The organism is Bartonella rhinolophi (genome assembly GCF_036576165.1).
GTDB lineage: Bacteria > Pseudomonadota > Alphaproteobacteria > Rhizobiales > Rhizobiaceae > Bartonella.
Map to the genome: position 1 here is coordinate 257,635 of NZ_JBAFWY010000001.1, position 26,113 is coordinate 283,747.

Genomic DNA, 26,113 nt, shown 5'->3' on the forward strand with positions numbered 1-26,113 from the left:
TAAAGCATTCATCAATAAAAACTGACTGGAAAGTAGCGCAGATAAAGTTCTGCAAGTTTGCCATCATCTTCTAAAGATTTCAGAGCATAATTGAACATATGAACCAATTTTGCATTCTTTTTTGCAACAGCAATGCGCATTCCTTTTCCTAATAACTGTGGAGCCATATACACCCCCCCAACAAAATGACAGCAATCAGATGATTTTGGATCATTTAACCATAAAGACAAAGCAAACCCATCATCAAAAATAAGATCAATTGTATGATCTTGTAGCGCTTTGTAAAGCTCTTCCCTATTCTTAAACCCCTGCCATTTGGCTTCAGGAAAATAACTATGAAATAACTTTTCGTGCGCACTCTTGAGTAAAAATCCGCTGTTTAAATGTATAAGTTTTTCGCTTATTGGCTCATCCAGATTCACAAATTGAGAAGCAACAAACCGAGCAGGAAAACGCAAATAAGTCCGAGTAAACACAAGATCTTGCTGTGTTTTGATTGTTTCTTTTAAGCCAGCGATAACCACTTCTGCGTCACCATTTTTGACATGATCCACTAGCTCTTCCCAAGGAATAACTTCTACCTCACAAAATTTTTCAAGATTTAATTTTGAGCAAATAGCGCGTAACAAATCGATATTATAACCTGTAAGATGTCCTGTTTTATCAAGAAAATTAAAAGGGGGAAAATCAAAAGTTGTTACAAAACGCAAACGAATTATATCTGTTGTATCAGGTTGCACAAAACGCTCATGCGCACCAAAAAAAGAGGGTAACTTTCCAACCGTTTCTGCTGATGCGAAGGACGAAAAGAAAATCCCCCATGCTATAAATAAAATTCCAATAAAAGCACTTAATACGTCTATAGATTTACTCATTACCAAAATCTTTTTTCCCTCGATTTTTTATAACTAAAATGTCATTTTTCCCACTCCACTGTATTTAATGCACTTTACTCAAATGTCTGCCACGTTAAGAAATTAACATGTATCGTTGTTCTTTAAAGTTGTTAAAAATTTAACAATGTTCATATATTTTCAAAATACATTGGTGTTATCAGAATTTGTGCATAAACCTTTCCAAAAAACGCAAAAAAACTGTTTGGAAGAAAAAAAATTTTTAGCACAAACATAAAATTTTACTCTAAAAAAACATCTTCTGATTTTGCTGGAGTGTACAAGCTATACACACTTCAAGCATTATTATACAACTTCATCAAACCCTTTCATGTGCCAACAACAAATGACGTAAAAATACATTACCAATTTGTAGGATTATGCAAGAGCTAAGCAAAAACAAACAGTATATTTTTTCAAATCGATCATTGTATATCGGATAAAACTAAAGTGTTCATAAAAGCACAAAAATTGGCTTCATTAACTTTCCACATACTTTTATCAATCATCAAAAAAACAATAACATCTTACTCTTCGCATCATTGTAATGCTCAAATAACTACCCTTTTCCCCTCAAACCTTAATCATAAGAGGAAATTTCATCAAACCCATTTTAAGTGTTTTTCTATATTAAAAACGTAATATAACACAGCACAACATCATTTATGTGTGCAAAAAGCATTCTATCTATTATGTACTGACAGATGTTGAATATGAATCTGATATACGGTAAATGTGTAATGTGGTTATTCCATAAATAACTGGCCAAAACATTAAGCTTTAAAAAAAGCTAATGAAATATCGCAAATTGAACACAGAAATGGATTAACTTATGAGTGATGAAGTAACTTCACCGATTTACGATAATGACTATGATGCCGCTTCCATTAAAGTTCTCAAAGGTCTCGATGCCGTACGTAAACGCCCTGGCATGTATATCGGCGACACAGATGATGGCTCAGGCCTGCATCACATGGTTTACGAAGTTGTAGACAATGCTATTGATGAAGCCTTAGCGGGTCATGCCACTCTTGTAAACGTTACACTTCATGCTGATGGCTCCTGTTCCGTCCGCGATAATGGACGTGGCATCCCTACCGATATTCATCCAACAGAAGGTGTTTCAGCAGCTGAGGTTATCATGACCCAACTTCATGCTGGCGGAAAATTTGATCAAAACTCTTATAAAGTTTCAGGAGGACTACACGGTGTTGGAGTTTCTGTTGTTAACGCACTGTCAGTTTGGTTGCAGCTGCGAATCAAACGCAATGGTAAAATCCATGAAATATCATTCACGCATGGTGTTGCCGATTCTCCACTAAAAATTATCGGTGATTGCGATGCGGAAAGCGGAACAGAAATCAGATTTTTACCAAGTTCTGAAACTTTCACTATGGTTAAATTTGACTTTGAAACTTTAGAGCGTCGTCTACGGGAATTGGCATTTTTGAACTCTGGTGTGCATATTCTTCTTGTTGATCAACGTCATGCTGATGTTCAGTCAGTTGAATTGCACTATGAGGGTGGCTTGATTGAATTTGTCAAATATATTGACCAATCAAAAAAAGCGCTACTCGATCACCCTATTTACATTACAAATGAAAAGGATGGAATGAGCGTTGATGTTGCTCTATGGTGGAACGATTCCTATCACGAAAAAGTGTTGTGCTTTACTAATAATATCCCTCAGCGTGATGGTGGAACTCATTTGGTAGGTTTTCGCAGCGCTCTTACACGCCAAATTAATGGCTACGCCGAATCTTCAGGTATTGCAAAAAAAGAAAAAGTAAATCTCACTGGTGATGATTGCCGTGAAGGACTCACAGCTATTCTTTCAGTTAAAGTTCCCGATCCTAAATTTTCTTCACAAACAAAAGATAAACTGGTTTCCTCTGAAGTACGACCTATTGTTGAAAATTTGGTGAATGAAGGTCTCTCCGCGTGGCTAGAAGAACATCCTAGTGAAGCAAAAATTCTTACAACGAAAGTGATAGAAGCTGCAGCAGCGCGCGAAGCAGCGCGCAAAGCACGTGAACTCACACGACGCAAAGGAGCCCTTGACATCACGTCTCTTCCAGGCAAACTCTCTGATTGTCAGGAACGTGATCCAGCAAAATCAGAAATTTTTATCGTTGAAGGAGATTCGGCTGGTGGCTCAGCAAAAAGTGGACGCTCACGTCAAAACCAAGCAATTTTGCCTTTACGTGGCAAAATTCTTAATGTTGAACGAGCACGTTTTGATCGAATGCTCTCATCGGATATGATTGGAACGCTTATCACTGCTCTTGGAACTTCTATTGGTAAGGATGAATTTTCGCCAGATAAATTACGTTATCATAAAATCATCATTATGACCGATGCAGATGTTGATGGTGCGCACATCCGTACTCTTCTGCTTACTTTCTTTTTTAGGCAAATGCCTGAATTGATTGAGCGTGGACATCTTTATATTGCCCAACCACCCCTCTACAAAGTAACACGCGGAAAGTCTTTTCAATATATCAAAAATGAAACAGCATTCGAAGAATTTTTGATGGATACTGGGCTAGAAGAAACAACATTAGAATTATCGACAGGAGAAGTTTGTGCAGGTGCTGATTTACGTCAACTCGCTGAAGATGCCCGTGTATTACGCCAACTTTTAAATGGTCTTCATACCCGTTATAATCGCAATATTGTTGAACAAGCAGCAATTGTTGGCGCTTTTAATCTTGAAGCTTTTGCCACACCTGAAAAAGCTCAAAAAACAGCTAATGATGTGGCACATCGTCTTGATTTAATTGCCGATGATATGGAACGTGGTTGGACAGGTCAATATACATCAGATGGGAGTTTATCTTTCGAACGCATTTTACGCGGAGTTAAAGATGTTATCACACTCGATGCAGGACTTATAAACTCAGCTGATGCACGTCAAATTGATCATGTCTCCAAAAATCTCATAGAAATATATAATCATTCTCCCCTTCTTCATCGCAAAGATAAATCAGAACGCATTTTTGGACCTATGAGCTTACTAGAAAGCATTTTTACAAATGGTAAAAAAGGCATCACTCTACAACGTTATAAAGGCCTTGGGGAAATGAATGCTGAACAGCTTTGGGAAACAACTCTTAATCCTGATGCGCGCGCTCTTTTACAAGTTAAAATTAATGATGCAACCGATGCAGATTCACTCTTTTCCCGTTTAATGGGTGATGAAGTTGAACCTCGACGGGCTTTTATTCAAGACAATGCCTTAAGCGTTGCTAATCTTGACATCTAAAGGTACTCTTTTGTTTTTGGCTGTATAAATGTCACGGTTTTATAGTTGCTTTATTCGTATTTGAGCATGTCTTCTATATTTCATTTACGATAAAAGAAAAATAAGAAAGGTCACGCATATGACAGCTGAAACAGAGCGCGTAGGAGTCAAAGGTGGTATGGAACATTCTTTTGGCTTTACGAAAATTGATGAAGCACAAAAACAGTCCATGGTAGACGATGTGTTTCACTCTGTTGCTGAAAATTATGACAAGATGAATGATATCTTATCGCTTGGGTTACATCGTGCGTGGAAAAATTTCATGGTTGCATGGCTTTCTCCCTCAGCACTTTCCAATTGGAAGGCGCTTGATGTAGCTGGTGGCACTGGTGACATTGCCTTTCGTATTCTTAATGCTTCACGCCGACAAGCCCATGTTACAGTACTTGATATTAATGGATCAATGCTCAGCATCGGTAAAGAACGCGCACAAAAAAATGGTCTAGCTCCCTTGATGGACTTTGTAGAAGCTAATGCAGAATATTTGCCTTTTGAAGATCAAAGTTTCGATGCTTACACAATCGCCTTTGGAATTCGCAATGTACCTCATATTGACCAAGCCCTCAGAGAAGCTTTTCGTGTTTTAAAACCAGGTGGACGTTTTTTATGTTTAGAATTTTCAAATGTTGAGATGCCTTTGCTTGACAAAATTTATGACCTTTGGTCTTTCAATGTCATTCCCAAACTTGGCCAACTTATTGCAAATGATGGTGATGCTTATCGTTATTTGGTTGAATCTATTCGTAAATTTCCCAAACAAGATGATTTTGCCCATATGATCAATAATGCAGGTTTTTCACGGGTATCGTACCGTAATCTCACAGGTGCAATTGCAGCACTGCATTCAGGCTGGAAGATTTGAAAATGGTGCAAATTTCTACTTACTTTCAAGTGATGCGTGCGGGATGGGTTTTAGCACGTGAAGGTGTTTTGAGCGCTCTTCCCAGTGACGATCTTCGAGGATTTTCAGCATTTTGTCATCGTATAGCAAGAATGTTAGCGCGGCGCAAAACGAAAAAGAAGCGACGATCTGAAAATATTTCAGATGCCATCAATAAGCTTGGCCCCTCTTACATAAAACTTGGTCAATTCCTTGCTACAAGACCCGATATTGTCGGACGTGATATCGTGAAGGACTTGGTACAGCTACAAGATCGTGTTCAGACATTTTCCTGCACTGCTGCTATTGCCCAAATTGAAAGTTCACTTGGTCGTTCTATCGATGATTTATTCGTAAATTTCTATCCTCCTATTGCCGCCGCTTCTATTGCTCAAGTTCATCCCGCTGAATACTATGATGGAGCAGGTCATAAAAAAAAATGCGCTGTTAAAGTCATTCGTCCCAATATCAGAAATCGTTTTGCTAAAGATCTTAAAAGCTTCTACCTCATTGCTCACCTCCAAGAGCGCTATGTCCCTGCCTCTCGACGTCTTCGTCCTGTTTGTGTCGTTGACACTTTAGCACAAACTACACGTCTTGAAATGGATTTACGGTTAGAGGCAGCTGCTATATCAGAAATGGCTGAAAATATTCAAAATGATACAGGATTTCGAGTGCCAAAAATTGATTGGGAGCGAACAGGCCGCAATGTTCTCACAATGGAATGGATCGATGGTATAAGAATATCTGAAATCTCTGCACTTCAAAAAGCTGGCTTTGATTTGCAAATACTCGCAATTACACTTGTTCAATCTTTCCTTCGTCATACGTTGCGTGATGGTTTTTTTCATGCCGATATGCATCCTGGTAATTTATTCGTGGATCCAAATGGCTGTATTGTTGCTGTCGATTTAGGAATTACAGGACGACTTGGTAAAAAAGAAAAGCATTTCCTCGCCGAAATTCTTTACGGTTTTATTACCCGTGATTACCATAGAGTAGCACGCGCTCATTTTGAAGCAGGATACGTACCTTCGCACCACAATATTGAGAGCTTTGCTCAAGCCAATCGCGCCATTGGTGAACCGATTCACGGACAATCCGCACAAAGTATTTCTATGGCTAAGTTACTCACACTCTTGTTTGAAGTCACCGAGTTATTTGATATGCAAACGCGTCCTGAACTTTTATTATTACAAAAAACTATGGTTGTCGTGGAAGGTGTTGCACGCACATTGGACCCAAATTTTAATATGTGGAAAGCTTCTGAACCGGTTGTGAAAGAATGGATTAGTAAAAATCTAGGACCTGTAGGACTTGCAAAAGATTTTAGTGAAGGAGCGCAAGCACTCCTTTCGTTAGCACGTAAAACACCGCAAATGATACAAAACTTTCAACGTATAGAAGAAGACTTTAACCAAATGATAGAAGGAGGATTTAATCTTTCTCCCACCACCCTCAAACAACTTGCTGTCGAACAAAGTCGTGCCAATCGTTATAGCCGTTATAGCCTATTTATCATCGCACTTTGCTGTATTATATCGACTTGTTTATTTTTTTATCCTTTCTAATCTATCCAATACGCTAAAAAACATCTATAATGATATCATTGCAATCACTTCGTTTTTTGGATATATTTTATGGCCAATATTACCATACGTAACCTATTACCTGAAGCTAAGGAATCTTTGCGAATACGCGCTGCAAAAAATGGTGTTTCTATGGAAGAAGAAGCCCGTCGCCTTCTAAGCAATCCTGTAGCTCCAGCCATATGCTCATCTCAAGCAAGTGCTATTGAGGCGCAATCATTGCGATCGAAATCTATCCTTCTTGTTATTGGTGGTAGTATTGCAGCCTATAAATCACTTGATCTAATTCGCCGTTTGCAAGAGCGTGGAGCACACTTAAATATTATTATGACAAAAGCAGCGCAAAAATTCATTACCCCTTTAGCAGCTGAGGCTCTGAGCGGTAATACTGTGTATAATGATTTATTTTCACGTGAAGAAGAACATGATATTGGTCATATTCGGCTAGCACATAATGCTGATTTGATTATTATAGCACCAGCCACAGCAAATCGTATTGCAAAAATAGCTCATGGTATAGGAGATGATCTAGCCAATTGTGTACTTTTAGCAGCACGCTGTCCACTTTTGATTGCACCAGCTATGAATCCAGCTATGTGGGCACATCCAGCAACTGTTCGCAATGTCGCACAACTGCGCACAGATGGTGCACACATAGTCGGACCAGAAATCGGCAAAATGGCTGAGCGCGATGAAGCAGGTTGTGGACGCATGAGTGAACCTTTAACTATTGTAGCTGCAGCAGAAACTCTTTTGAATGTACAAGAAAAAACACTTTTTGGTCGTCATTTCATTGTAACTTCTGGTCCCACCCATGAACCAATTGATCCTGTGCGCTATCTTGCTAATCGCTCTTCAGGAAAACAAGGTCACGCCATTGCAACAGCTCTCGCGCATTTAGGTGCTAACGTAACACTTATTTGTGGACCAGTGAATCTTGCTGATCCACAAGGCGTAAAAACCATTCATGTTGAAACAGCGTATCAAATGCTACAAGCCGTTCAAGAAGCATTGCCTGCCGATGGAGCTATTTTTGCTGCTGCTGTTTGCGACTGGCGCAGCAAAACACAATCTTTGCAGAAGATTAAAAAAAGTGTCAACAAAACATCACCATCCTTGCACATAGTAGAAAATCCTGACATCTTAGCAACGATTGGACATGCCCCAAATCGTCCTCCACTCGTGGTTGGTTTTGCTGCTGAAACCTGTGACATCATTGCCAATGCGCAAAAAAAATGTATTGAAAAAGGCGCTAACTTTATCCTTGCCAATGATATTTCTCTTCATGCTGATGGTACAAGCGTTATGGGTGCCGATACAAATCAAGTTTGTCTCGTTAGCAAAGAAAATATCGAACAATGGCCATACATGAGTAAACAACAAGTTGCTCAAAAATTAGCAGATGTCATTATATCGTTTTTCTACTCTCATACTTCTACCCATTCAAATGAGCAATAAATCTATTTTACTCAATACGCAAAAGTATCTGCATCCATCAAACAATCGAACCCAATGCTAATAATCACACAAAGAAAACCTAAAATATACTCTCCTCAAAGCATTAACTGTATATAGCTATACAAACACTGCAAATATAACCACTTCCCGTATCAACAACAGCTACACCCCACTTAACTAAACAAATTGAAATAATATTTTTCTGCTAAACAGCTTTTACTTAAATCTTTTTTACATATAAAAAACAAATAAAATACATTCTACGCAAGAATATTTAAAATCGTTGCTAAAGCAGAAGCTTCTTAAAAACTTCTCCGCTTTAATTAAAGATTGAAGCTCCTATTAACCCAGCATAATTTTAACTCACTAATCTCAATGATTTCTCCTGTTGACAACTCATCTTACCCATTTCATCAATTTCACAAAAAAAAATTACTCTAAATTTCATGATACATAAAAATAAAAAATCCATCTTATTCGCAAAAAATAATACCATTATCTCTTTTTAATCAAAATAATTGAGATCTAACTTTATTATTCAAAAAATAAATATATATAATATATTTTCTAGCTCATCCCTTGTTTTCTTTCTTTTTTCTTATTTATGATTTTCATTGCTGCCTATCACGCTTTACAGCATCTTTTCACTCCACAATATCGAACTATGATGATAAAAGTACTGGGACTTACTTTCATTATTCTCGTCATCATATGGCTATGCCTACACCAACTTTTTATATCTTATTTTGGATTTTGGATTGCTTATTTTTTTCCCAAATTATCAAATTGGACAGGATGGTTAGGATTTAGCATACTTATCATTTTCCATTTTAGTTTTGCTTTATTCATAGCTTTTTTGATTGCTCCCATTACAGCTATAATTGGCGGTTTTTTCATTGATTCTGCTGCTGAAATTATTGAAAAGGAAGCTTACCCTCACGAACCTCTTGGATACGCTATACCATTTGGACGCTCACTCATTTTCTCTTTAAAATTTATGGCTTTAAGCCTTATCGGAAATGGAATCGCTTTTATTTTGTTTTTCGTGCCAGGTATCAATTTAATTGCTTTTTATAGTATTAATGGCTACTTGCTCGGCCGCGAATACTTCCTGCTTGTTGTCTATCGTTTTCGATCCAAACAAGAAGCTCATACTTTTTTAAATGCTCACTCTACTAAGGTTTTTGGCGCAGGATTATTGATAGCGTTTTTTCTTTCAATTCCTATTCTTAATTTAACAACGCCGCTTTTCGCAGCTGCCTTTATGACACACTTATACAAAATGCTTGCTCCCAAAGCTATCACATGCATTACAAAAAAATAGTACACTCATCATCCACTTAAAAATCAAAAAATCCTTGCTCTGATGCTGGCATTTCGCTAACATAACGTAGGTTGTATCCATTGTTTTTTGAACCATTGTAGCTTTAATTTATGTATGCTTAAGGTAGGGGGAGGGATTTTGCTTCAGGCGCATACTGTTTACGTTAATGATTTACTCAATGTTGATTTTCCATAAAAATAAATGAAGAGTTTTTTATAAGCACAAAGAGTAAAATTTTATCTCATAATCAAAAAGCAAAAAATGTAAATTATTAAAATCATTGACAAAATTGCAGTAATACTCTTATTCGAAATTATTGTTGTGACATTGGAAAAATAAAAAATTAAAGGATAATGGGGTGAGAGCTGTACATACAATGATAAAACTATTAAATAGACCCGTTTAATTAGCCAAAAAAACAAGCATTTGGTTTTATATTTTCTCAAATTGTACGAAAATTGTATAACATTTAAAGAGAGGTTACAAAGATGAACTGGATTACAAGTTATGTTCGTCCTAAAATCAACTCTATACTGAGACGCCGTGAAATTCCAGACAATCTGTGGATCAAAGACCCCACCAGCGGTGAAATGGTATTCCATAAAGATTTAGAAGCTAATCAATATGTGATTCCCTCTTCGGGACATCACATGCGCATCAGCGCTAAAAATCGTCTCATGCATTTTTTTGATGATGGAGTTTATACACCTCTTGAAAATCCAAAGGTTGTAACAGATCCTCTAAAATTTCGCGATGAAAAACGCTACATTGACCGATTAAAAGATTATCGTTCCAAACTTGGTGTTGATGATAATATCTTAAGTGCACGAGGTACCATTGAAGGCTTACCGATTATCGCAACCGTTCAAGACTTCGCTTTTATGGGAGGGTCACTCGGTATGGCTTCGGGAGAAGCTATCGTCAAAGCTTTTGATACTGCCATTGCCGACAAATGTCCTTTGGTTCTTTTTTCCGCTTCTGGTGGAGCACGTATGCAAGAAGGAACACTATCATTGATGCAAATGCCCCGTACAACCGTAGCAATTGAAATGATGAAAGAAGCAAAACTTCCCTATATTGTCGTTCTTACAAACCCAACTACAGGTGGTGTTACTGCTTCTTACGCCATGCTTGGTGATATTCACATTGCCGAACCTGGTGCTATGATTGGTTTTGCAGGACCGCGTGTAATTCAGCAAACCATACGCGAAACCTTACCAGAGGGTTTTCAAAGTAGTGAATACCTTCTCAAACATGGTATGATTGATATGGTTGTGTCGCGTTTAGAAATGAAAACTACCATTGCACGGCTTTTACGGCTAATGATGAAATGTCCTGCTACTGTTAATCCTTCCAATCCATCTTCAACAAGTTCTCAGGTATCATTTTCTAAAACAGAAGCTGCTTAAACTATGGAACAAAGCCAAGTGCAAAGGATGGTAAATGATGTACTGAAAAGTTATCCTAAGAAATTTGATCTTTCTTTAGAGCGTATTCTTCGCCTTTTAGAGAGTCTTGGTAATCCGCATTTAAAGCTTGCACCTATTATTCATATTGCTGGGACAAATGGCAAAGGATCTGCTTCAGCTATTTGTCGTGCTCTTTTGGAAAGTGCAGGCTACCGCGTTCATGTATACAGCTCACCTCATCTGGTCAACTGGAATGAGCGCTGTCGATTAAGTCAAACAGGAAGTGGTCAGCTTGTCACAGAAAGCCGATTAGCTGAAACACTTCATCAAGTTATCAAAGCGAATCGTCAAGAGCCGATTACTGTTTTTGAAATTTTCACAGCAGCCGCCTTTACGCTGTTTAACACACACCCAGCCGATGTTGTGATTCTAGAAGTTGGGTTAGGAGGACGTTTTGATTCTACAAATGTCATTCCAAAACCAGCAGTATCCCTTATCATGCCCATTGATTATGATCATGAGATCTTTCTTGGAAACACAATCGCACAAATTGCTTTCCAAAAAGGAGGCATTATAAAACCAGAAGTTCCAGTGGTTATTGGTAAACAAGATCATAATGAAACTGTTTCCACTTTAACTGCCCTTGCTGATACAAATAAAGCACCTTACTCCTTATTTGGTCAAGATTATCAAAGTTATACAGAGCATGGACGTATGGTATTTCAAAATAGTCAAGGTTTAATGGATCTTCCACTTCCTAACCTTATTGGAGCGCACCAAATTGCCAATGCTGGAGCTTCTCTTGAAGCAATTTATCAAGCAGGCTTTCGACTTTCAGAACAAGCAATAAGTCATGCTCTGCAAAATATTTATTGGCCAGCACGAATGCAACATCTTACCCATGGACATTTGGTTGATCAACTATCCCCTGATATTGATTTATGGTTAGATGGTGGTCATAATTCTGCTGCTGGAAAAGTTGTTGCAGCAGAGCTTGCCCAATGGAAAAAAAAGTCAAACCGCCCTATTATTATGGTCGTTGGCATGCTCAATACGAAAGATGCTGTTGGTTATTTTCGTCCTCTAGCTAATATTGTAGATAAAGTATACGCGATCTCGCTGATCGACAACGACGCAAGTATTTGTTCAACAACTTTAGCTAAATCAGCCCAGAAAGCAGGACTTCTTGCTAGCCCGCAAGCTAGCCTACAAAATGCTTTACGTACAATTAACTCAGAGCATCCAAAAGCGACTGTTCTTATCGGTGGCTCTCTTTATCTTGCAGGCGATATTTTACGTGACAATAAAACACCACCATGCTAAAAATTAGTTATTTATAGAGCTTTAGAAGACAGATCTTTTTATTATGCAACTTGATTGTAAACTTTATCAATATCCTAAGCTTATTACCGTTTTCGGCGGTTCTGGTTTTGTAGGACGGCATATTGTTGAAACTTTAACCAAACGAGGTTACCGTGTTCGTATCGCTGTCCGTTGTCCGCAAAAAGCTTATTATATGCTACAAGTAGGAGAAGTGGGACAAACCCAAATGCTCCAGACTGATATCAAGCACCGCGCCTCTGTTGCACGTGCATTGCTTGGGGCAGATGGAGCAGTATTTCTTCCTGGTAGCTTAACACAAGCAAATCAATCAAACTTTAAAAATACACAAATTGATGGTACACAAAATGTTGCCGAATTAACAGCTCAAGCTGATATTCCACTCATCTATATGTCAACACTTGTAGCCAATCAAAACGCTTCATTTCTTTATGCGCACGTCAAATATTTGTGTGAGCAAATCGTTCATAGCACGCATCCCCAAGCAGTCATTATGCGTCCATCAGTTATCTTTGGACCAGAAGATTGTTTCTTTAACACCTTAGCAAATTTTTCATGTTTTTTACCAATTATGCCTCTTTTTGGAGGTGGACAAAGTAAATTGCAGCCCGTCTATGTTGGTGATATTGCCGAATTTGTTGTGCGCGCTTTAGAAGAGCATGTCATTTTTGGAAAAAGCTATGATCTTGGTGGTCCCCAGATTATCACATTTTCAAATGTCCTTAAAAATATATTGAAAATCATTCACCGCAAAAAAACAACTCTTTCCATGCCTCTTTCTGTTGGACTCTTTCTTGGGAGTTTCTTGGGAACTATTGGGAAACTTCCTCTCATACCAACACTAGTCACAAACAATCAAATACGCTTCCTGCAAGTGGATAACATTGTCTCTCAAGAAGCTATAAAGCACGGATATACTTTAGAAGGAGTAGGAATTATCCCCAAAGCAATGGCTGCTATCTTACCGAATTATCTTTGGCGGTTCCGTCCACAGGGTCAATTCTCCAAAAATTTACCAGCATAGTGCATATTTCTTATTCTCCTTCAATCCAGCGCGTGTTTTTGTAACTGAATTAGTTCATGCTTTACCAAAGAAAGAATAGCTATATTGACGAAAATTATATATTTCATTCTTTTTCCAAAAAGCATGATCTCATAACAATTTTCCTTGCCATACTGCCCTCCTTCAAAATTAAATAATTTAAGCATCTTCCAGCAGTGTGGTTACACGCTCATTGACTATTTTTGAACAAAACAATATTTCTGCAATGTCCTAGCAAATTTGTTACGTTTTTCACCAAACATTTCCTCTTTTATTGAGAAACGAAAATTGATAAACTTATTTACTCAATAAATTTTCATGGATTCCTTTCTGTACTGCCCATAGCATTATTATTTAATATATAAATCACATAAATTTCGTAGAGATTTAAAAAAATTTTGTACATAAATTTCACATAAATAAGTCTTTCTATCCGCTTGCATTTTTTTTCAATTTCTCCTACCGTCTTAAAAAAAATTGATTTTAAAGGAATGAAAAATGGCAGCTCAAGATTATGTTGTAAAAGATATCGCGCTTGCTGCCTATGGTCGTAAAGAACTTGATATCGCTGAAACGGAAATGCCTGGTTTGATGGCTTGCCGTAAAGAATTTTCTCCCCATCAACCTCTACGTGGAGCACGCATTTCTGGCTCGTTGCATATGACCATTCAAACAGCTGTTTTGATTGAAACTTTGAAAGCAATTGGTGCTGACGTGCGATGGAGTTCTAGCAATATTTTTTCTACACAAGATCATGCAGCAGCAGCTATTGCAGCGACAGGTACCGCTGTTTTCGCATTCAAGGGCGAAACACTTGAAGAATATTGGACTTATATAGACGCAATTTTCCAATGGCCTGATGGCAATCCTTCCAACCTTATCTTGGATGATGGAGCTGATGCTACAAACTATATTTTAACAGGATGTCGTGCAGAAGAGAATAAAGATATTCTGTCTCATCCCAAAACAGAAGAAGAAGGATTTTTTTTCAAACAAATTCAAAAGCGTATGGATGCTACACCAGGATTTTTTACACGCCAGTGCGCAGCAATTAAAGGCATAAGCGAAGAAACTACGACAGGAGTAAATCGTCTTTATCAATTACAAAAGGAAGGATTTCTGCCTTTTCCTGCCATTAATGTCAATGATAGCGTTACTAAATCAAAATTTGATAATAAATATGGTTGTAGAGAATCATTAATAGACGGTATCCGACGCGGAACAGATGTGATGATAGCTGGAAAAACAGCTATTGTCTGTGGTTATGGTGATGTGGGTAAAGGCTCAGCAGCATCCCTTTCAGGTGCTGGAGCTCGTGTTAAAGTAACAGAAATCGACCCAATTTGTGCCCTTCAAGCAGCTATGGATGGCTACGAAGTGGTTACTTTGGATGATGCAGCTTCTAGCGCTGATATTATCATAACGACAACCGGCAATAAAGATGTTGTCCGCTTAGATCATATGCAGCAAGTGAAAGATATGTGTATTCTTGGAAATATTGGTCATTTTGATAATGAAATCCAAGTGTCAGCTCTTAGAAATCTGCCATGGACAAATATTAAACCGCAAGTAGATATGATTACCTTTCCCGATGGGAAACGTGTAATTTTGTTATCCGAGGGACGTTTACTAAATCTCGGTAATGCTACAGGTCATCCCTCTTTTGTTATGTCTGCTTCATTTACTAATCAAGTTTTAGCGCAAATTGAGCTTTTCACTCATGCAGATAACTACAAAAATGAAGTGACTGTTTTACCCAAACATCTTGATGAAAAAGTTGCACGTCTTCATCTTGATCGTTTAGGAGTAAAATTAAGTGTTTTATCGGAAGAACAAGCTGCCTATATTGGAGTCACACCACAAGGACCCTATAAACCAAATCATTACCGTTACTAAAACGTTTCCCTAAGCGAAAAGAAAAAAGGAAAACGCGCCGTGCTCAGCTTTGGTGACTATGCCCCCAAAGAAAAAGCTCAAAAAATGATCCGAATCTGTATCAATATTTTTTGCCTTCTTCTTCTTTTCTCTCCAACAGGTACTATTGCTCAATCATTGTCAATGCATTTGCTGCCCCCTTTCACATTTCCAGATGGTCCATGGCTTATTCTAGCACTGTGCGGAGGAATCTCTTGTGCTTCACTTCTCACGTGCATGATCGTTATTATAAGCGCAAAAAAAACTTCATGGAAGCTTTTGAAAACAACTCAAGCAGATTTTTCTGAAAAACTTAAATATTATGAACGACTCTTGGAAGAAACAGAGCAATGTCTTCTTATTTGGGAAAATCCAACATCTTTACCACGTATAGTTGGCAACATTCCCGCATTGCAGAAAACAGGCATTAGTCAGCAAAATTTTCAACGTTTTGAACTCTGGCTTGAAGAAACGTCTCTACGAGAACTTGATTATGCGTTGATTCAATTGCGTTTTCACTGTCATCCTTTTGAACTTTCTATCACTACCGCAAATAATACGCTGTTACAAGCCACAGGTATAATCGCAGGAACGGTCGCCATTGTACGTTTTCAAAACATCTCAACACAGCAGAGCGAAAATGCTCGTTTACAGAAGGATATCGAGCGAACTCTTACAGAATTAAGAATGCAGCGCAATCTTCTTGATCGGATTCAAGAACCAGTATGGATACGAAATTGTGAAGGGAAAGTTTATTTTGTCAACCGTGCCTTTAGAGAAATGACAGGCTTTCGAGAAGGATGCAATGAAGTCAATGATCTTTTCAATGAAGCAACACAACACAAAATAGACGAGGAAGAAACAATTTTTCAAGAACATGTTCATACGGTAATTGATGGAGAACGACACCATTTTTATCTCACACGTATTACAACAGTAGAAGGGATGGCAGCCTTTGCCCGTGATGATAGTGCATATGAAAATCTTGCCAATGAAATGAGACGTGTTCTTCAAAGTCATTGTGAAACACTTGACCAAATTTCAACAGCTGTAGCAGTTTTTGATACAAACCAAAAATTAAAATTCTGCAACCATGCTTTTAAAATCTTATGGCCATTGGAAAGTTCTTTTCTAGAAAGTGAACCAAGCCATACATTGCTTCTTGAACGTTTGCGTGAAAAAGGACTTATTGGCGAACATCCTGACTGGCGCGCGTGGAAAGAAGAACTTTTTAAAGCTTACCAACAAACAGAATCGAATCAACAAATTTGGAATCTTCCAGATGGGCGTACGGTACGTGTTATTTCTAGTCCTCATCCACAAGGAGGCGTCACTTGGCTTTACGAAAATCTCACAGAAAAAGTTGATCTTGAACGACGTTATAATACATTAATTAAAATACAAGGCGAAACACTTGATAAGCTTTCAGAAGGCGTGGTAGTTTTTGGTACCGATGGACGTCTTCGTTTATCGAATCCAGCCTTATCGAAATTGTGGTCTCTACCCTATAATTTATTGGTAGAAGGTACTCATATTGCACAATTACAAAGTCATTGTGCCCCCCTAACTGTCGGGAAAGAATGGGATCAGTTTACCAAATTCATTACTGGTTTTGCTGAAAAACGTGATACATACTCAGGTCGTATGGATCTCAAAAATGGAATAATCATTGATTACACATTGGTGCCACTCCCCAATGGAGAGACAATGCTCACTTTCGTAAATGTCACTGATACTGTCTATGTCGCGCGTGCTCTTCAAGAAAAAAATGAAGCCTTAGAAAGTGCTGATCGTTTGCGCAATGAATTTGTTCAACATGTTTCCTATGAATTGCGTACACCTCTCACTAATATTATTGGATTTTCCGATATTTTACGTGATCAAATTTTTGGCTCTATCAATGAACGCCAACATGAATATCTTAGACATATTCATTCAGAGTCAGGTGCGCTTTTGAATATCGTTAATGATATTCTTGACCTTGCCACCCTTGATGCAGGCATCATGGAGTTGGACATAAAACCCGTTAACATTGCTGACGCTATGGTGCAAGCAATAGCACGTGTGGAAGAGCGTCTTAACGGACGTCATATTACACTTTTACAACAAATTTCTCCTTCCTTAAATTTTATTTTTGCTGATGCAACACGTTTGCATCAAATCTTTGTTAATGTTCTCAGTAATGCCATTAATTTCGCAACAGAAGCAAGCACGATTGAATTTTGTGCTGATGAACAAGATGAGAACATCGTCTTCAGTGTCCACAATAAGGGATCTGATATTCCAAAAGATATCCTTGACCGAATTTTCAAACGTTTTTCTTCTCATCCACATCATAGTGGACGTGCAGGAGCAGGTCTTGGTCTTTCCCTTGTCAAAAGCTTTGTTGAACTCCATGGTGGGCATGTTGAAATTCTTACTGGAGCAGGGCAAGGAACAACGGTTAAATGTTTTTTTCCAGTTTCCAAAAAAGATAAAATTTTTTAATCTCGTTCTTTATATTTACAAACTTTTCCTCATCTCTTTCGTGGAAACCTTAATGAATTTTAGTTTTTTTCTTGAAAATGAAGAAGCAACAAAGCTTTTTGCGCAAGATTTAGCTCTTGCTTTAAGACTTGGCGATCTTGTGACACTCCAAGGCGATCTTGGAACAGGGAAATCAACCATCGCACGTGCACTCATCCGTACACTTGCCAACGACAATACACTGGATGTTCCAAGCCCCACTTTTACTCTTGCTCAAAACTATCAACTTCCACAATTTGAAATTATTCATGCTGACCTTTATCGCCTTTCTATGGTAGAAGAAATCGACGAGTTAGGACTTCATGAAGCACGTGAACAAAGCATTTTACTCGTTGAATGGCCAGAAAAAAGTGCAGGTCTTTTGGGATCGGTTACCTTTGCACTCACTTTGCAATATGAAGGAGATGGACGTCGTGTGACTCTTACTTCAGCAGAACATTCTGTTGAACGTTTACAGCGATCCTTTGCAATTCGTACATTTTTAACAACCCATGGACGCGGTCACGTTCATCGTAATTTTTTGGCTGGTGATGCTTCAGCGCGCACCTATGAACTTTTAAATGATGGGCATCATCAAGAAGTTCTTATGGATGCGCAAATCATGCAAATGGCACAAAACACAGATCACTCCTACGCAGCAATAACCCATCTTGCAAAAGATATTCGTCAATTTGTAGGAATTAACCAGATCATTTTAGACAATGGATTTTCTGCCCCGCATATTTTTGTCGAAGATCTTGACAAGGGTCTTTTGATTTTAGAATATCTAGGGTGTGAAGGACTTTTAGACCAAACTGGTAATCCTCTAGAAGAACGTTATATCGCTTGTAGCCAATTGCTGGCTGCCTTCCATCAAAAAATGTGGCCTTCAGAGAAGCAATTTACAACATTTTTTCTTCAAATTCCACCCTATGATTGCCAAACTATGCAAGCAGAACTCTCCTTATTGCTGGACTGGTATCTCCCTTTTCAAATGAAAAAAACCTTGGATCAACAACAACGTGAGGCTTTTTTTGCTTGCTGGCAACCCTATCTCGATAGTCTCACCCAAGGAGAAAAAACCTTTGTGATGCGTGATTATCATTCGCCCAATATTCTTTGGCGTGCGCATAAGGAAGGAACTGCTCGCATTGGTCTGATTGATTTTCAAGATGGATTAAAAGGTCCAACAGCTTATGACCTCGTCTCCTTAGCACAAGATGCACGCCTGTTTATTTCATCAACACTTGAAGCAAAAATTCTTGATGCTTATTGCAATGCACGTCATCAAGCATCACGGACTTTTGATGAGGATGAATTACGTAAGCTTTTCGCATTTGCAGGTACCCAACGGATTTCGACAATTTTAGGGATTTTTGTACGTCTCCACCAGCGAGATGGCAAATCTTCTTATCTTAAACACCTACCCCATCTACGAGAGTATCTTGCCCGTAACCTTTCACACCCAATTCTTGCGCCTTTACAAAGCTTTTATCAAGAATTAGGCCTCCTTTCAAAAACACAGTAGATATCTTGCTATGAATTTTTTAAACCACTTTAACCAAAGCCATCCGCTTTCCCTGTGAAACAATTGGATATGTGTATTTTATTTTTTTCCAAATTTTTGATAATCATTAACTGACATTATCCGCTAGATCATAGCTTAACACCAGTCAAAAATTCCGCACAAACACAGTTTTGTAGTTTTCCCTCTATGAAAACTGTATACTGTAGAAAAAATGCAAATAATCAATAATATGGAAAATGACTTCCGTACCTTCTAAACGAGATCACATGACTCATAAACCGCGTGTCTTTTCTATTTCTTCAGGAAATGCTTTTTTACCGAATTTTGTCGATGCACTGCTCTCTAATACTCTTATTGATAATTTTGCATCAAACGGAGATACTCAAACTGCTCTTGCTGACACCATCATCTACGTTCCGACACGCCGTGCTGCTCGTGCTTTACGTGCAGCCTTTGTTGAAAGAAGCGACACACGATCAACCCTCTTACCAACCATTCGCCCCTTAAGAGATGTAGACGAAGATAGCTTCCTCTTCTCTGAAAATCATACCAGTACTCTGAATCCCCCTATTGAAGAAAGTGAACGACTCCTACTTTTAGCACGCCTTATTCGTCCTTGGCGCGAAAATTTGCCCGCCCATTTGCGCACCATGTTTGGTACAGAAGATGTACTTATTCCTGCTCATACTGCTGATGCAATTTGGCTTGCGCAAGACTTAGCGCATTTGATGGATGAAGTTGAAACAGAATCAGCAGATTGGTCAAAGCTTAAAGAAATTGTACCTGATATGGTAGCTGAATGGTGGCAAATAACACTTAATTTTCTTACTATTATCACACAGAGCTGGCCACAAATTTTACAAGAAAGACAACAAAGCGACCCAGCTGTATGGCGCAATCAAATACTCAAAATGCATGCGGAAACTCTACACCGCACACAACCCAATAAACCTATTATTGCAGCTGGTGCAACAGGTTCCATCCCTGCAGTCGCACATCTTTTAAAAGTCATCTCCTGTCTGCCCAAAGGAGCTGTTGTTCTTCCAGGTCTTGATCTTCATATGGACGAAGAACAATGGGACGCATTAGGCACAATCCATAAAGAAAAAACAACTTTTGATTTTTTCGATCACGCAGCTAACACTTTTAGCCACCCCCAATATCACTTTAAAAAGCTTTTATCTCTCATGAAATGTCAACGCATTCATGTTCGCGAAATTGGCAAACAAAGCGTGATGAAGGAAAAACGCACAGCTCTTTTGTCAGAAGCATTTCGACCAGCCTCTACAACAGATCGCTGGGCACAAATTTTACGAGACGATTATGAAAGCCTTTGTGCAGATTGGTCACTCATTGAAGCCATTAATGAACGTGAAGAAGCTCTTGCCATTTCTGTTGCTTTACGCAATGCCATTGAAGACCCTACAAAAACTGCAGCTCTTATTACAAATGACCGTAATTTAGCGCGCCGTGTCGCAGCTGAATTACAGCGATTTGGAATCGAAGCAAATGATTCAGGGGGAATACCGCTCGCACAAACACTGCCTTCCACTTTGTTACGGCTTATTTTAGAGAATCTGTTTCAACCTGATGACCCAATTGCTTTTCTTTCTCTTCTCAAGCATCCGCTCACAACACTTGGACAAAATCGTCACCGCTTACGTGAAATGGCAGAAAATTTTGAACTGCTTATTCTTCGAGGAAGTACTGGTCGTATTAATCTTTGTGAATGTGATCAATTTTTTGAAAAATGGATGAAAACGCATTCTCATGATGTCTCTGACAATGATTCTTTTGACCAACAAAAAAGTGAAGAAGCGCGTCTGCTTTGTCATCTTTTAGTCAAGGCTGTTGAACCCTTAACATCTCTCATGAAACAGCAAAAAGAATGCACCATAAATGAAGCTGCAATAGCAACTGTTGAGGTTTTTGAAAATTTTGGGTATGATGAAAACAATTCCCTCGTAAATCTTTACCAAAACGAAGCAGGGCAAGCCCTATCAGTCTTTTTGCGTGAACTTGTATGTGATCAATCAGGATTAAAATTTCGTCTTTGCGAATGGCCTGCCATGTTCTCTGCTCTTATCGCACCCCGTTCCGTAACGCCTCCCCCTGGAGGACATCCACGCTTATTCATTTGGGGTGCTTTGGAATCACGTCTGCAAACAGTTGATACCATGGTCATTGGCGGACTTAATGAAGGATCATGGCCGATAACAACCCGCAATGATGCTTTTTTATCGCGACCGATGAAAATGATGTTAACTCTTGAACCGCCAGAACAGCGCATTGGTCTTTCTGCACATGACTTTCAATGGGCTATGGGAATGGACAAAGTGGTGATGAGCCGAGCTAAACGGGTTAATCATGCTCCCTCTATTCCTTCACGTTGGCTACAACGTCTAGAAACGGTTATAGGAAAACAGGTTTGGAAGCAAATCTGTGCACGAGGTGAAATATTGCTTCATTGGGCAAAAACACTTGACAATACAAACATTATTGCTTGTGCAGCACGCCCTTGCCCTGTACCACCTCTTAATATGCGTCCACGCCATTTTTCAGTTACCGAAATAGCAACGTTGCGGTATGACCCTTATGCTATTTATGCAAAAAAAATCTTACGTCTCAAACCGCTTAAAGCACTCATCCATGACCCTTGTGCTGCTGAACGCGGAACACTTTATCACGCTATTCTTGCTACTTTTTGTACACAAATAAAGGATCCCAATGCTGTAAACGCACTAGATGAACTCCTGAAGATTGGGCGCCAAGAATTCGATAAATTAAATTTAACTCCTGATATTGAAACAATCTGGTGGACTATTTTTGAAAATTTTTCTCCATTTTTCATTCAATGGGAAAGAAATCTTGGGTCTCGGGAGCGATATGCCGAAGTAGCATCTCAAAAAATTCCCATAGACACAACAGGCGTAACACTTTCAGGACGTGCAGATCGTATTGATGTTTTGCCAAACAAAACGGTTGAGATTTTTGATTTTAAAACTGGAACTCCCCCTTCATCAGAACAAGTTCGCAACTTACTATTTCCGCAATTGGCATTAGAAACAGCTTTGTTAATGCAAGGGGCCTTTACAGATTTTCAAAATTTTACCCCATCAAGTTTACTTTACATCCCTCTCAACAAAAAAGGTCAAATCAAGCCCCAGTCAATTTTTTCAAACAAAAAAGAAAAAAATAAGCAAAACACAGAGCAAGATCCAAAAGACGTAATCAACCTTGGCAAAAAAGCATGGAAACATCTTATTGCATTAATGGACTATTACAAAAATCCACAACAAGGCTATCTTTCACATGCAGTGCCCTTTAAAACAACATATGAAAGCGATTATGACCATCTGGCGCGATTATGGGAATGGTCAAGTGATTCTCACGAGGCAGATTAATCATGAATCTTTTTTCTATTCCTGAAGCAGCCCTTAATGCACAAGCAAAAGCAACGCATCCGAAAACAAACGTATGGGTTTCTGCAAATGCAGGATCTGGAAAAACGCACGTTTTAAGCGAGCGCGTCATCCGTTTGCTTTTAAACGGCACCCCTCCAGCACGTATTTTATGCCTTACTTATACAAACGCAGCCGCTGCAGTTATGCAATCGCGAGTTTTTAATACACTTTCTGGTTGGAATGAACTTGATGATGCGCAACTCAAAACAGTCCTCTCGCGTCTTGAAAATAAACCTGTCAGCGCGCAAAAATTAATTTCTGCACGCCAACTTTTTGCTCGTGCTCTCGAAACACCTGGGGGCTTAAAAATCCAAACTATTCATGCATTTTGCGAATCTTTATTGCATCAATTTATGTTAGAAGCCAATATTGCTGGGCATTTCGAACTTCTTGATGATATTAATCGAAAAAAATTGTTACAAGAAGCGCGCCGCAAACTTTTAGCGCACAAAGATGCACAATCAGCTCTGAAACAGTTACTTCAAATTATTAGTGAAAACACTTTTGATAAATTGCTGGATGAAGCAGCCCAAAAGCAACATAAACTGTCTCATTTTTTAACTTTTATTCTCTCTGAAAATGGAGAAAAACAGCTGCGTGCACTTTTTGATTTAACGCCTAATGAAACAAATCAACTGCTACTGAAAAAAATTCAACAGACCGCTTTACTGTCCTCTCATACTCTCCAATATCTTCAAATTTATGGCAATAAAAACGCCCAAAAGATGCTCGATAAATTTTCTCAATTAGCCATTGCTTCTGATGAAACAAACATTATCAATATTATTTCAAATATTTACTTTACAACCGAAGGTAAACCCCGCATCCTTTCACGTTTATCTTCTAAAAAGTCAGATAAAATTTGGCCTTTTATTCAAAAAGAAATTGAAGATAAACAAAACCAACTTTCTATTCTTTTAGACAAATATCAATGTGTCAAAGTCGTTACATTTAATATTGCTGCTTTTCAGCTTTGTGCCATTTATCTTAAAATTTATGCAAATTTAAAAAAGACTAATGGGTTATTAGATTTTGATGACCTCATTGAACGTACACTCCATTTGTTGCAGCGTAAAGGTGCAAGTCAATGGGTCCAATATAAACTTGATCGTGGTCTTGACCATATTCTGCTTGATGAGGCACAAGATACCAACCCTGAGCAATGGCAAATTATTCAACTTTTAACCGAAGAATTTTTCACAGGTCACAGTCAACGAACAAATATACGCACTCTTTTTGCTGTTGGAGATGAAAAGCAATCCATTTATTCTTTTCAGGGTGCTGTCCCAGAAAATTTTGCTGCTAATGGACGCATCATTCAAAAAAAAGCGCAACAAGCAGAACAAAAATTTGAAAAAATACAACTGAATTATTCTTTTCGCTCTACAGCTGATGTGCTTAAAAGTGTTGACCTTGTCTTTGAGACACCAGAAAATTATAAAGGTCTTTCAGCAGACAATATAAAAACAGTGCATGAGGCTATTCGTGTTCATAGCCCTGGTGATGTTATTTTATGGGATGCCATTTCCAAAGAAACAAATGAACTGCCTGATGATTGGCATGCAACTGTTGATCATTTAGACACACCTGAAGTGCGTTTGGCAGAAAAAATTGCTGAAACTATTGCAAACTGGTTACATAAAGGGGAAATGCTTCCAGCAAAAGGGCGCTTACTGCGTGCCAGTGACATCATGGTTTTAGTTCGTAATCGTGGTCAATTTGTTTCTGCACTTTCCCGTGCACTTAAACTGCGTAGCATTCCCGTAGCTGGTGCTGACCGTTTACAGCTTACCAAACATATTAGTGTACGTGATTTAATGGCGCTTGCGCGTTTTGTTTTGCAACCACAAGATGACCTTTCTCTTGCCTGTGTTTTAAAAAGTCCACTTTTTGCACTTACCGAAGATGAACTTTACCAACTTGCAGCACAACGTACAGGCTCACTTTGGCAAAGTCTTTCTCTGCATGCACAGTCGCAAAAATCTTTTAAAAATGCCTTTGAAAGTCTAAGCAATTATCGCACTTTAGTGGATAAAATACCTGTTTTTGAATTCTATAGCCATATTCTTAATAATGATAAAGGACGACAAAAAATTCTGGCTCGCTTAGGATCTGAAGCAAATGACGTGCTTGATGCTTTCATGGATTACACGCTTGCTATTCAAAAAACTGGCTTACCAGGGTTGCAAGCTTTTTTGGAAATATTAAGCACAAGCGAACCAGAAATTAAACGTGAGTTTGATCAAAACCACGAAGAAGTCCGTATCATGACTGTTCATGCTGCTAAAGGGCTGGAAGCTGCTGTCGTTTTTCTAGTCGATACTGGTAGTGCAATCTGGCATTCTCAGCATGCACCCCACTTGCTTAAAGTTCCCATGTGCAATGCACAAATAAACGATCAACAAGGTTTTATCTGGCATCCCAATGCAGAATTTAAAACAAAACTTTCTGAAAAAGCACTTTCGCATTTAAAAGAGCGTGCTGAAGAAGAGTATAGACGTCTTCTTTATGTAGGAATGACCCGTGCTGAAGACCGGCTGTTTGTTTGCGGATACAGCAGTACGAAAACTCCTACTCAGACATGGTTGCAATTGGTAAAGAAAGCTCTCAAACCACACGCAGTTCCTATAGAAGGTCCTGCCAAAGATATTGCAGCTTTGCGCTATTGTATCACACCTTCTCCTTCTTCACCAATAAACCAAGAAATGTCTTGTGCAGAAAGCCAAACACTTCCACCTTTACCCGATTTTTTTGACTATAAAGTACCAACACAACCAGCCTTACCAAAACCGTTAAAGCCCTCTATTGCTAGTCTTTCTATTGAATCTGATATTGAGCTTTTTTCTAATCCAAAGCAGCTTAATATTTCACCTGTTTTAGGAGAAACAAATACCAACAGAGCTTTTTCTATCGAATATGGTAACCTTATTCACCGATTGTTGCAATATTTGCCCAATTGCGCCCCCCAAAAACGCCGAAATTACGCCCAACACTATCTTAACACCAAAGCCTCTCACTGGCATGAAGCTCAACGAGAAGATGCACTTCGTCATGTTTGGAAAATTTTAGACAATTCGTCTCTCAAACCCCTTTTTTCTGATCTTTCACGTGCTGAAGTCTCCTTGATGGGTATTATAAAAATTCGTGGGAAAGAACAAGCAATTTCCGGACAAATCGACCGTCTATACATCACGCAAAATAACATTATCTTTGCTGATTTTAAAACTGGAACACCACCCGAAAACGAATCAGCTATTGCACCACGCTATTTGTTACAAATGGCTCTTTATCGCAAATTGTTGCAAGCTATTCATCCCGATAAAAACATTCAAGCTCTTCTTATTTATAGCAAAGAAGCAAAAATTTTTAACCTTACCCCTGAAAAACTCGATGCGCTTCTTGAAGAAATTGCCTTGTAAACCAATAAAACTCTTTCCCTTAAAGCTCTCTATCATTTATTAT

The 26,113-nt window shown here is 38.6% G+C and carries 14 protein-coding genes; 13 read left to right on the forward strand and 1 reads right to left on the reverse strand.

The window, feature by feature from the left end; translation table 11 throughout:
• Positions 1 to 11: 11 nt before the first annotated feature.
• On the reverse strand, positions 12 to 875 hold the full coding sequence (locus V5N67_RS01010; protein ID WP_332059906.1) for an ABC transporter substrate-binding protein: 864 nt from the start codon (positions 873 to 875) through the stop codon (positions 12 to 14).
• 850 nt (positions 876 to 1,725) lie between these two features.
• Between V5N67_RS01010 and gyrB the strand changes: the two genes are divergently transcribed.
• The 13 genes from gyrB to addA all read left to right on the forward strand — a co-directional run bounded on the left by gyrB (position 1,726) and on the right by addA (position 26,070).
• Complete coding sequence (gene gyrB / locus V5N67_RS01015; RefSeq protein ID WP_332059907.1) at positions 1,726 to 4,158, forward strand: DNA topoisomerase (ATP-hydrolyzing) subunit B; 2,433 nt, start codon at positions 1,726 to 1,728, stop codon at positions 4,156 to 4,158.
• A gap of 118 nt (positions 4,159 to 4,276) precedes the next feature.
• Positions 4,277 to 5,059: a bifunctional demethylmenaquinone methyltransferase/2-methoxy-6-polyprenyl-1,4-benzoquinol methylase UbiE gene (gene ubiE / locus V5N67_RS01020; RefSeq protein ID WP_332059909.1), complete on the forward strand. Its 783-nt coding sequence runs from the start codon at positions 4,277 to 4,279 to the stop codon at positions 5,057 to 5,059.
• Positions 5,060 to 5,061: 2 nt separating this feature from the next.
• Positions 5,062 to 6,648: a 2-polyprenylphenol 6-hydroxylase gene (ubiB, locus tag V5N67_RS01025; RefSeq protein ID WP_332059910.1), complete on the forward strand. Its 1,587-nt coding sequence runs from the start codon at positions 5,062 to 5,064 to the stop codon at positions 6,646 to 6,648.
• 69 nt (positions 6,649 to 6,717) lie between these two features.
• The gene (gene coaBC / locus V5N67_RS01030; RefSeq protein WP_332059911.1) at positions 6,718 to 8,124 is read left to right on the forward strand and encodes a bifunctional phosphopantothenoylcysteine decarboxylase/phosphopantothenate--cysteine ligase CoaBC; all 1,407 of its coding nucleotides are present in this window, start codon (positions 6,718 to 6,720) and stop codon (positions 8,122 to 8,124) included.
• Positions 8,125 to 8,728: 604 nt separating this feature from the next.
• Positions 8,729 to 9,448, forward strand: coding sequence for a sulfate transporter family protein (locus tag V5N67_RS01035; protein WP_332059912.1), 720 nt, complete (start codon positions 8,729 to 8,731; stop codon positions 9,446 to 9,448).
• Positions 9,449 to 9,936: 488 nt separating this feature from the next.
• The gene (accD, locus tag V5N67_RS01040; protein WP_332059913.1) at positions 9,937 to 10,857 is read left to right on the forward strand and encodes an acetyl-CoA carboxylase, carboxyltransferase subunit beta; all 921 of its coding nucleotides are present in this window, start codon (positions 9,937 to 9,939) and stop codon (positions 10,855 to 10,857) included.
• 3 nt (positions 10,858 to 10,860) lie between these two features.
• Complete coding sequence (locus V5N67_RS01045) at positions 10,861 to 12,180, forward strand: bifunctional folylpolyglutamate synthase/dihydrofolate synthase (RefSeq protein ID WP_332059914.1); 1,320 nt, start codon at positions 10,861 to 10,863, stop codon at positions 12,178 to 12,180.
• A gap of 43 nt (positions 12,181 to 12,223) precedes the next feature.
• Positions 12,224 to 13,222, forward strand: coding sequence for a complex I NDUFA9 subunit family protein (locus tag V5N67_RS01050; protein WP_332059915.1), 999 nt, complete (start codon positions 12,224 to 12,226; stop codon positions 13,220 to 13,222).
• 516 nt (positions 13,223 to 13,738) lie between these two features.
• Entirely contained in the window at positions 13,739 to 15,136 is a 1,398-nt protein-coding gene (gene ahcY, locus V5N67_RS01055) for an adenosylhomocysteinase (protein ID WP_332059917.1), read from the forward strand.
• Positions 15,137 to 15,175: 39 nt separating this feature from the next.
• A complete protein-coding gene (locus V5N67_RS01060; protein WP_332059919.1) occupies positions 15,176 to 17,641 on the forward strand; it encodes a sensor histidine kinase in 2,466 nt (821 codons plus the stop codon).
• 52 nt (positions 17,642 to 17,693) lie between these two features.
• Positions 17,694 to 19,187, forward strand: a complete 1,494-nt coding sequence (gene tsaE / locus V5N67_RS01065) for a tRNA (adenosine(37)-N6)-threonylcarbamoyltransferase complex ATPase subunit type 1 TsaE (RefSeq protein ID WP_332059920.1) — start codon at positions 17,694 to 17,696, stop codon at positions 19,185 to 19,187.
• 266 nt (positions 19,188 to 19,453) lie between these two features.
• Complete coding sequence (gene addB / locus V5N67_RS01070; protein ID WP_332059922.1) at positions 19,454 to 22,591, forward strand: double-strand break repair protein AddB; 3,138 nt, start codon at positions 19,454 to 19,456, stop codon at positions 22,589 to 22,591.
• Positions 22,592 to 22,593: 2 nt separating this feature from the next.
• On the forward strand, positions 22,594 to 26,070 hold the full coding sequence (gene addA / locus V5N67_RS01075) for a double-strand break repair helicase AddA (protein ID WP_332059924.1): 3,477 nt from the start codon (positions 22,594 to 22,596) through the stop codon (positions 26,068 to 26,070).
• The last annotated feature ends 43 nt before the right edge of the window (positions 26,071 to 26,113 follow it).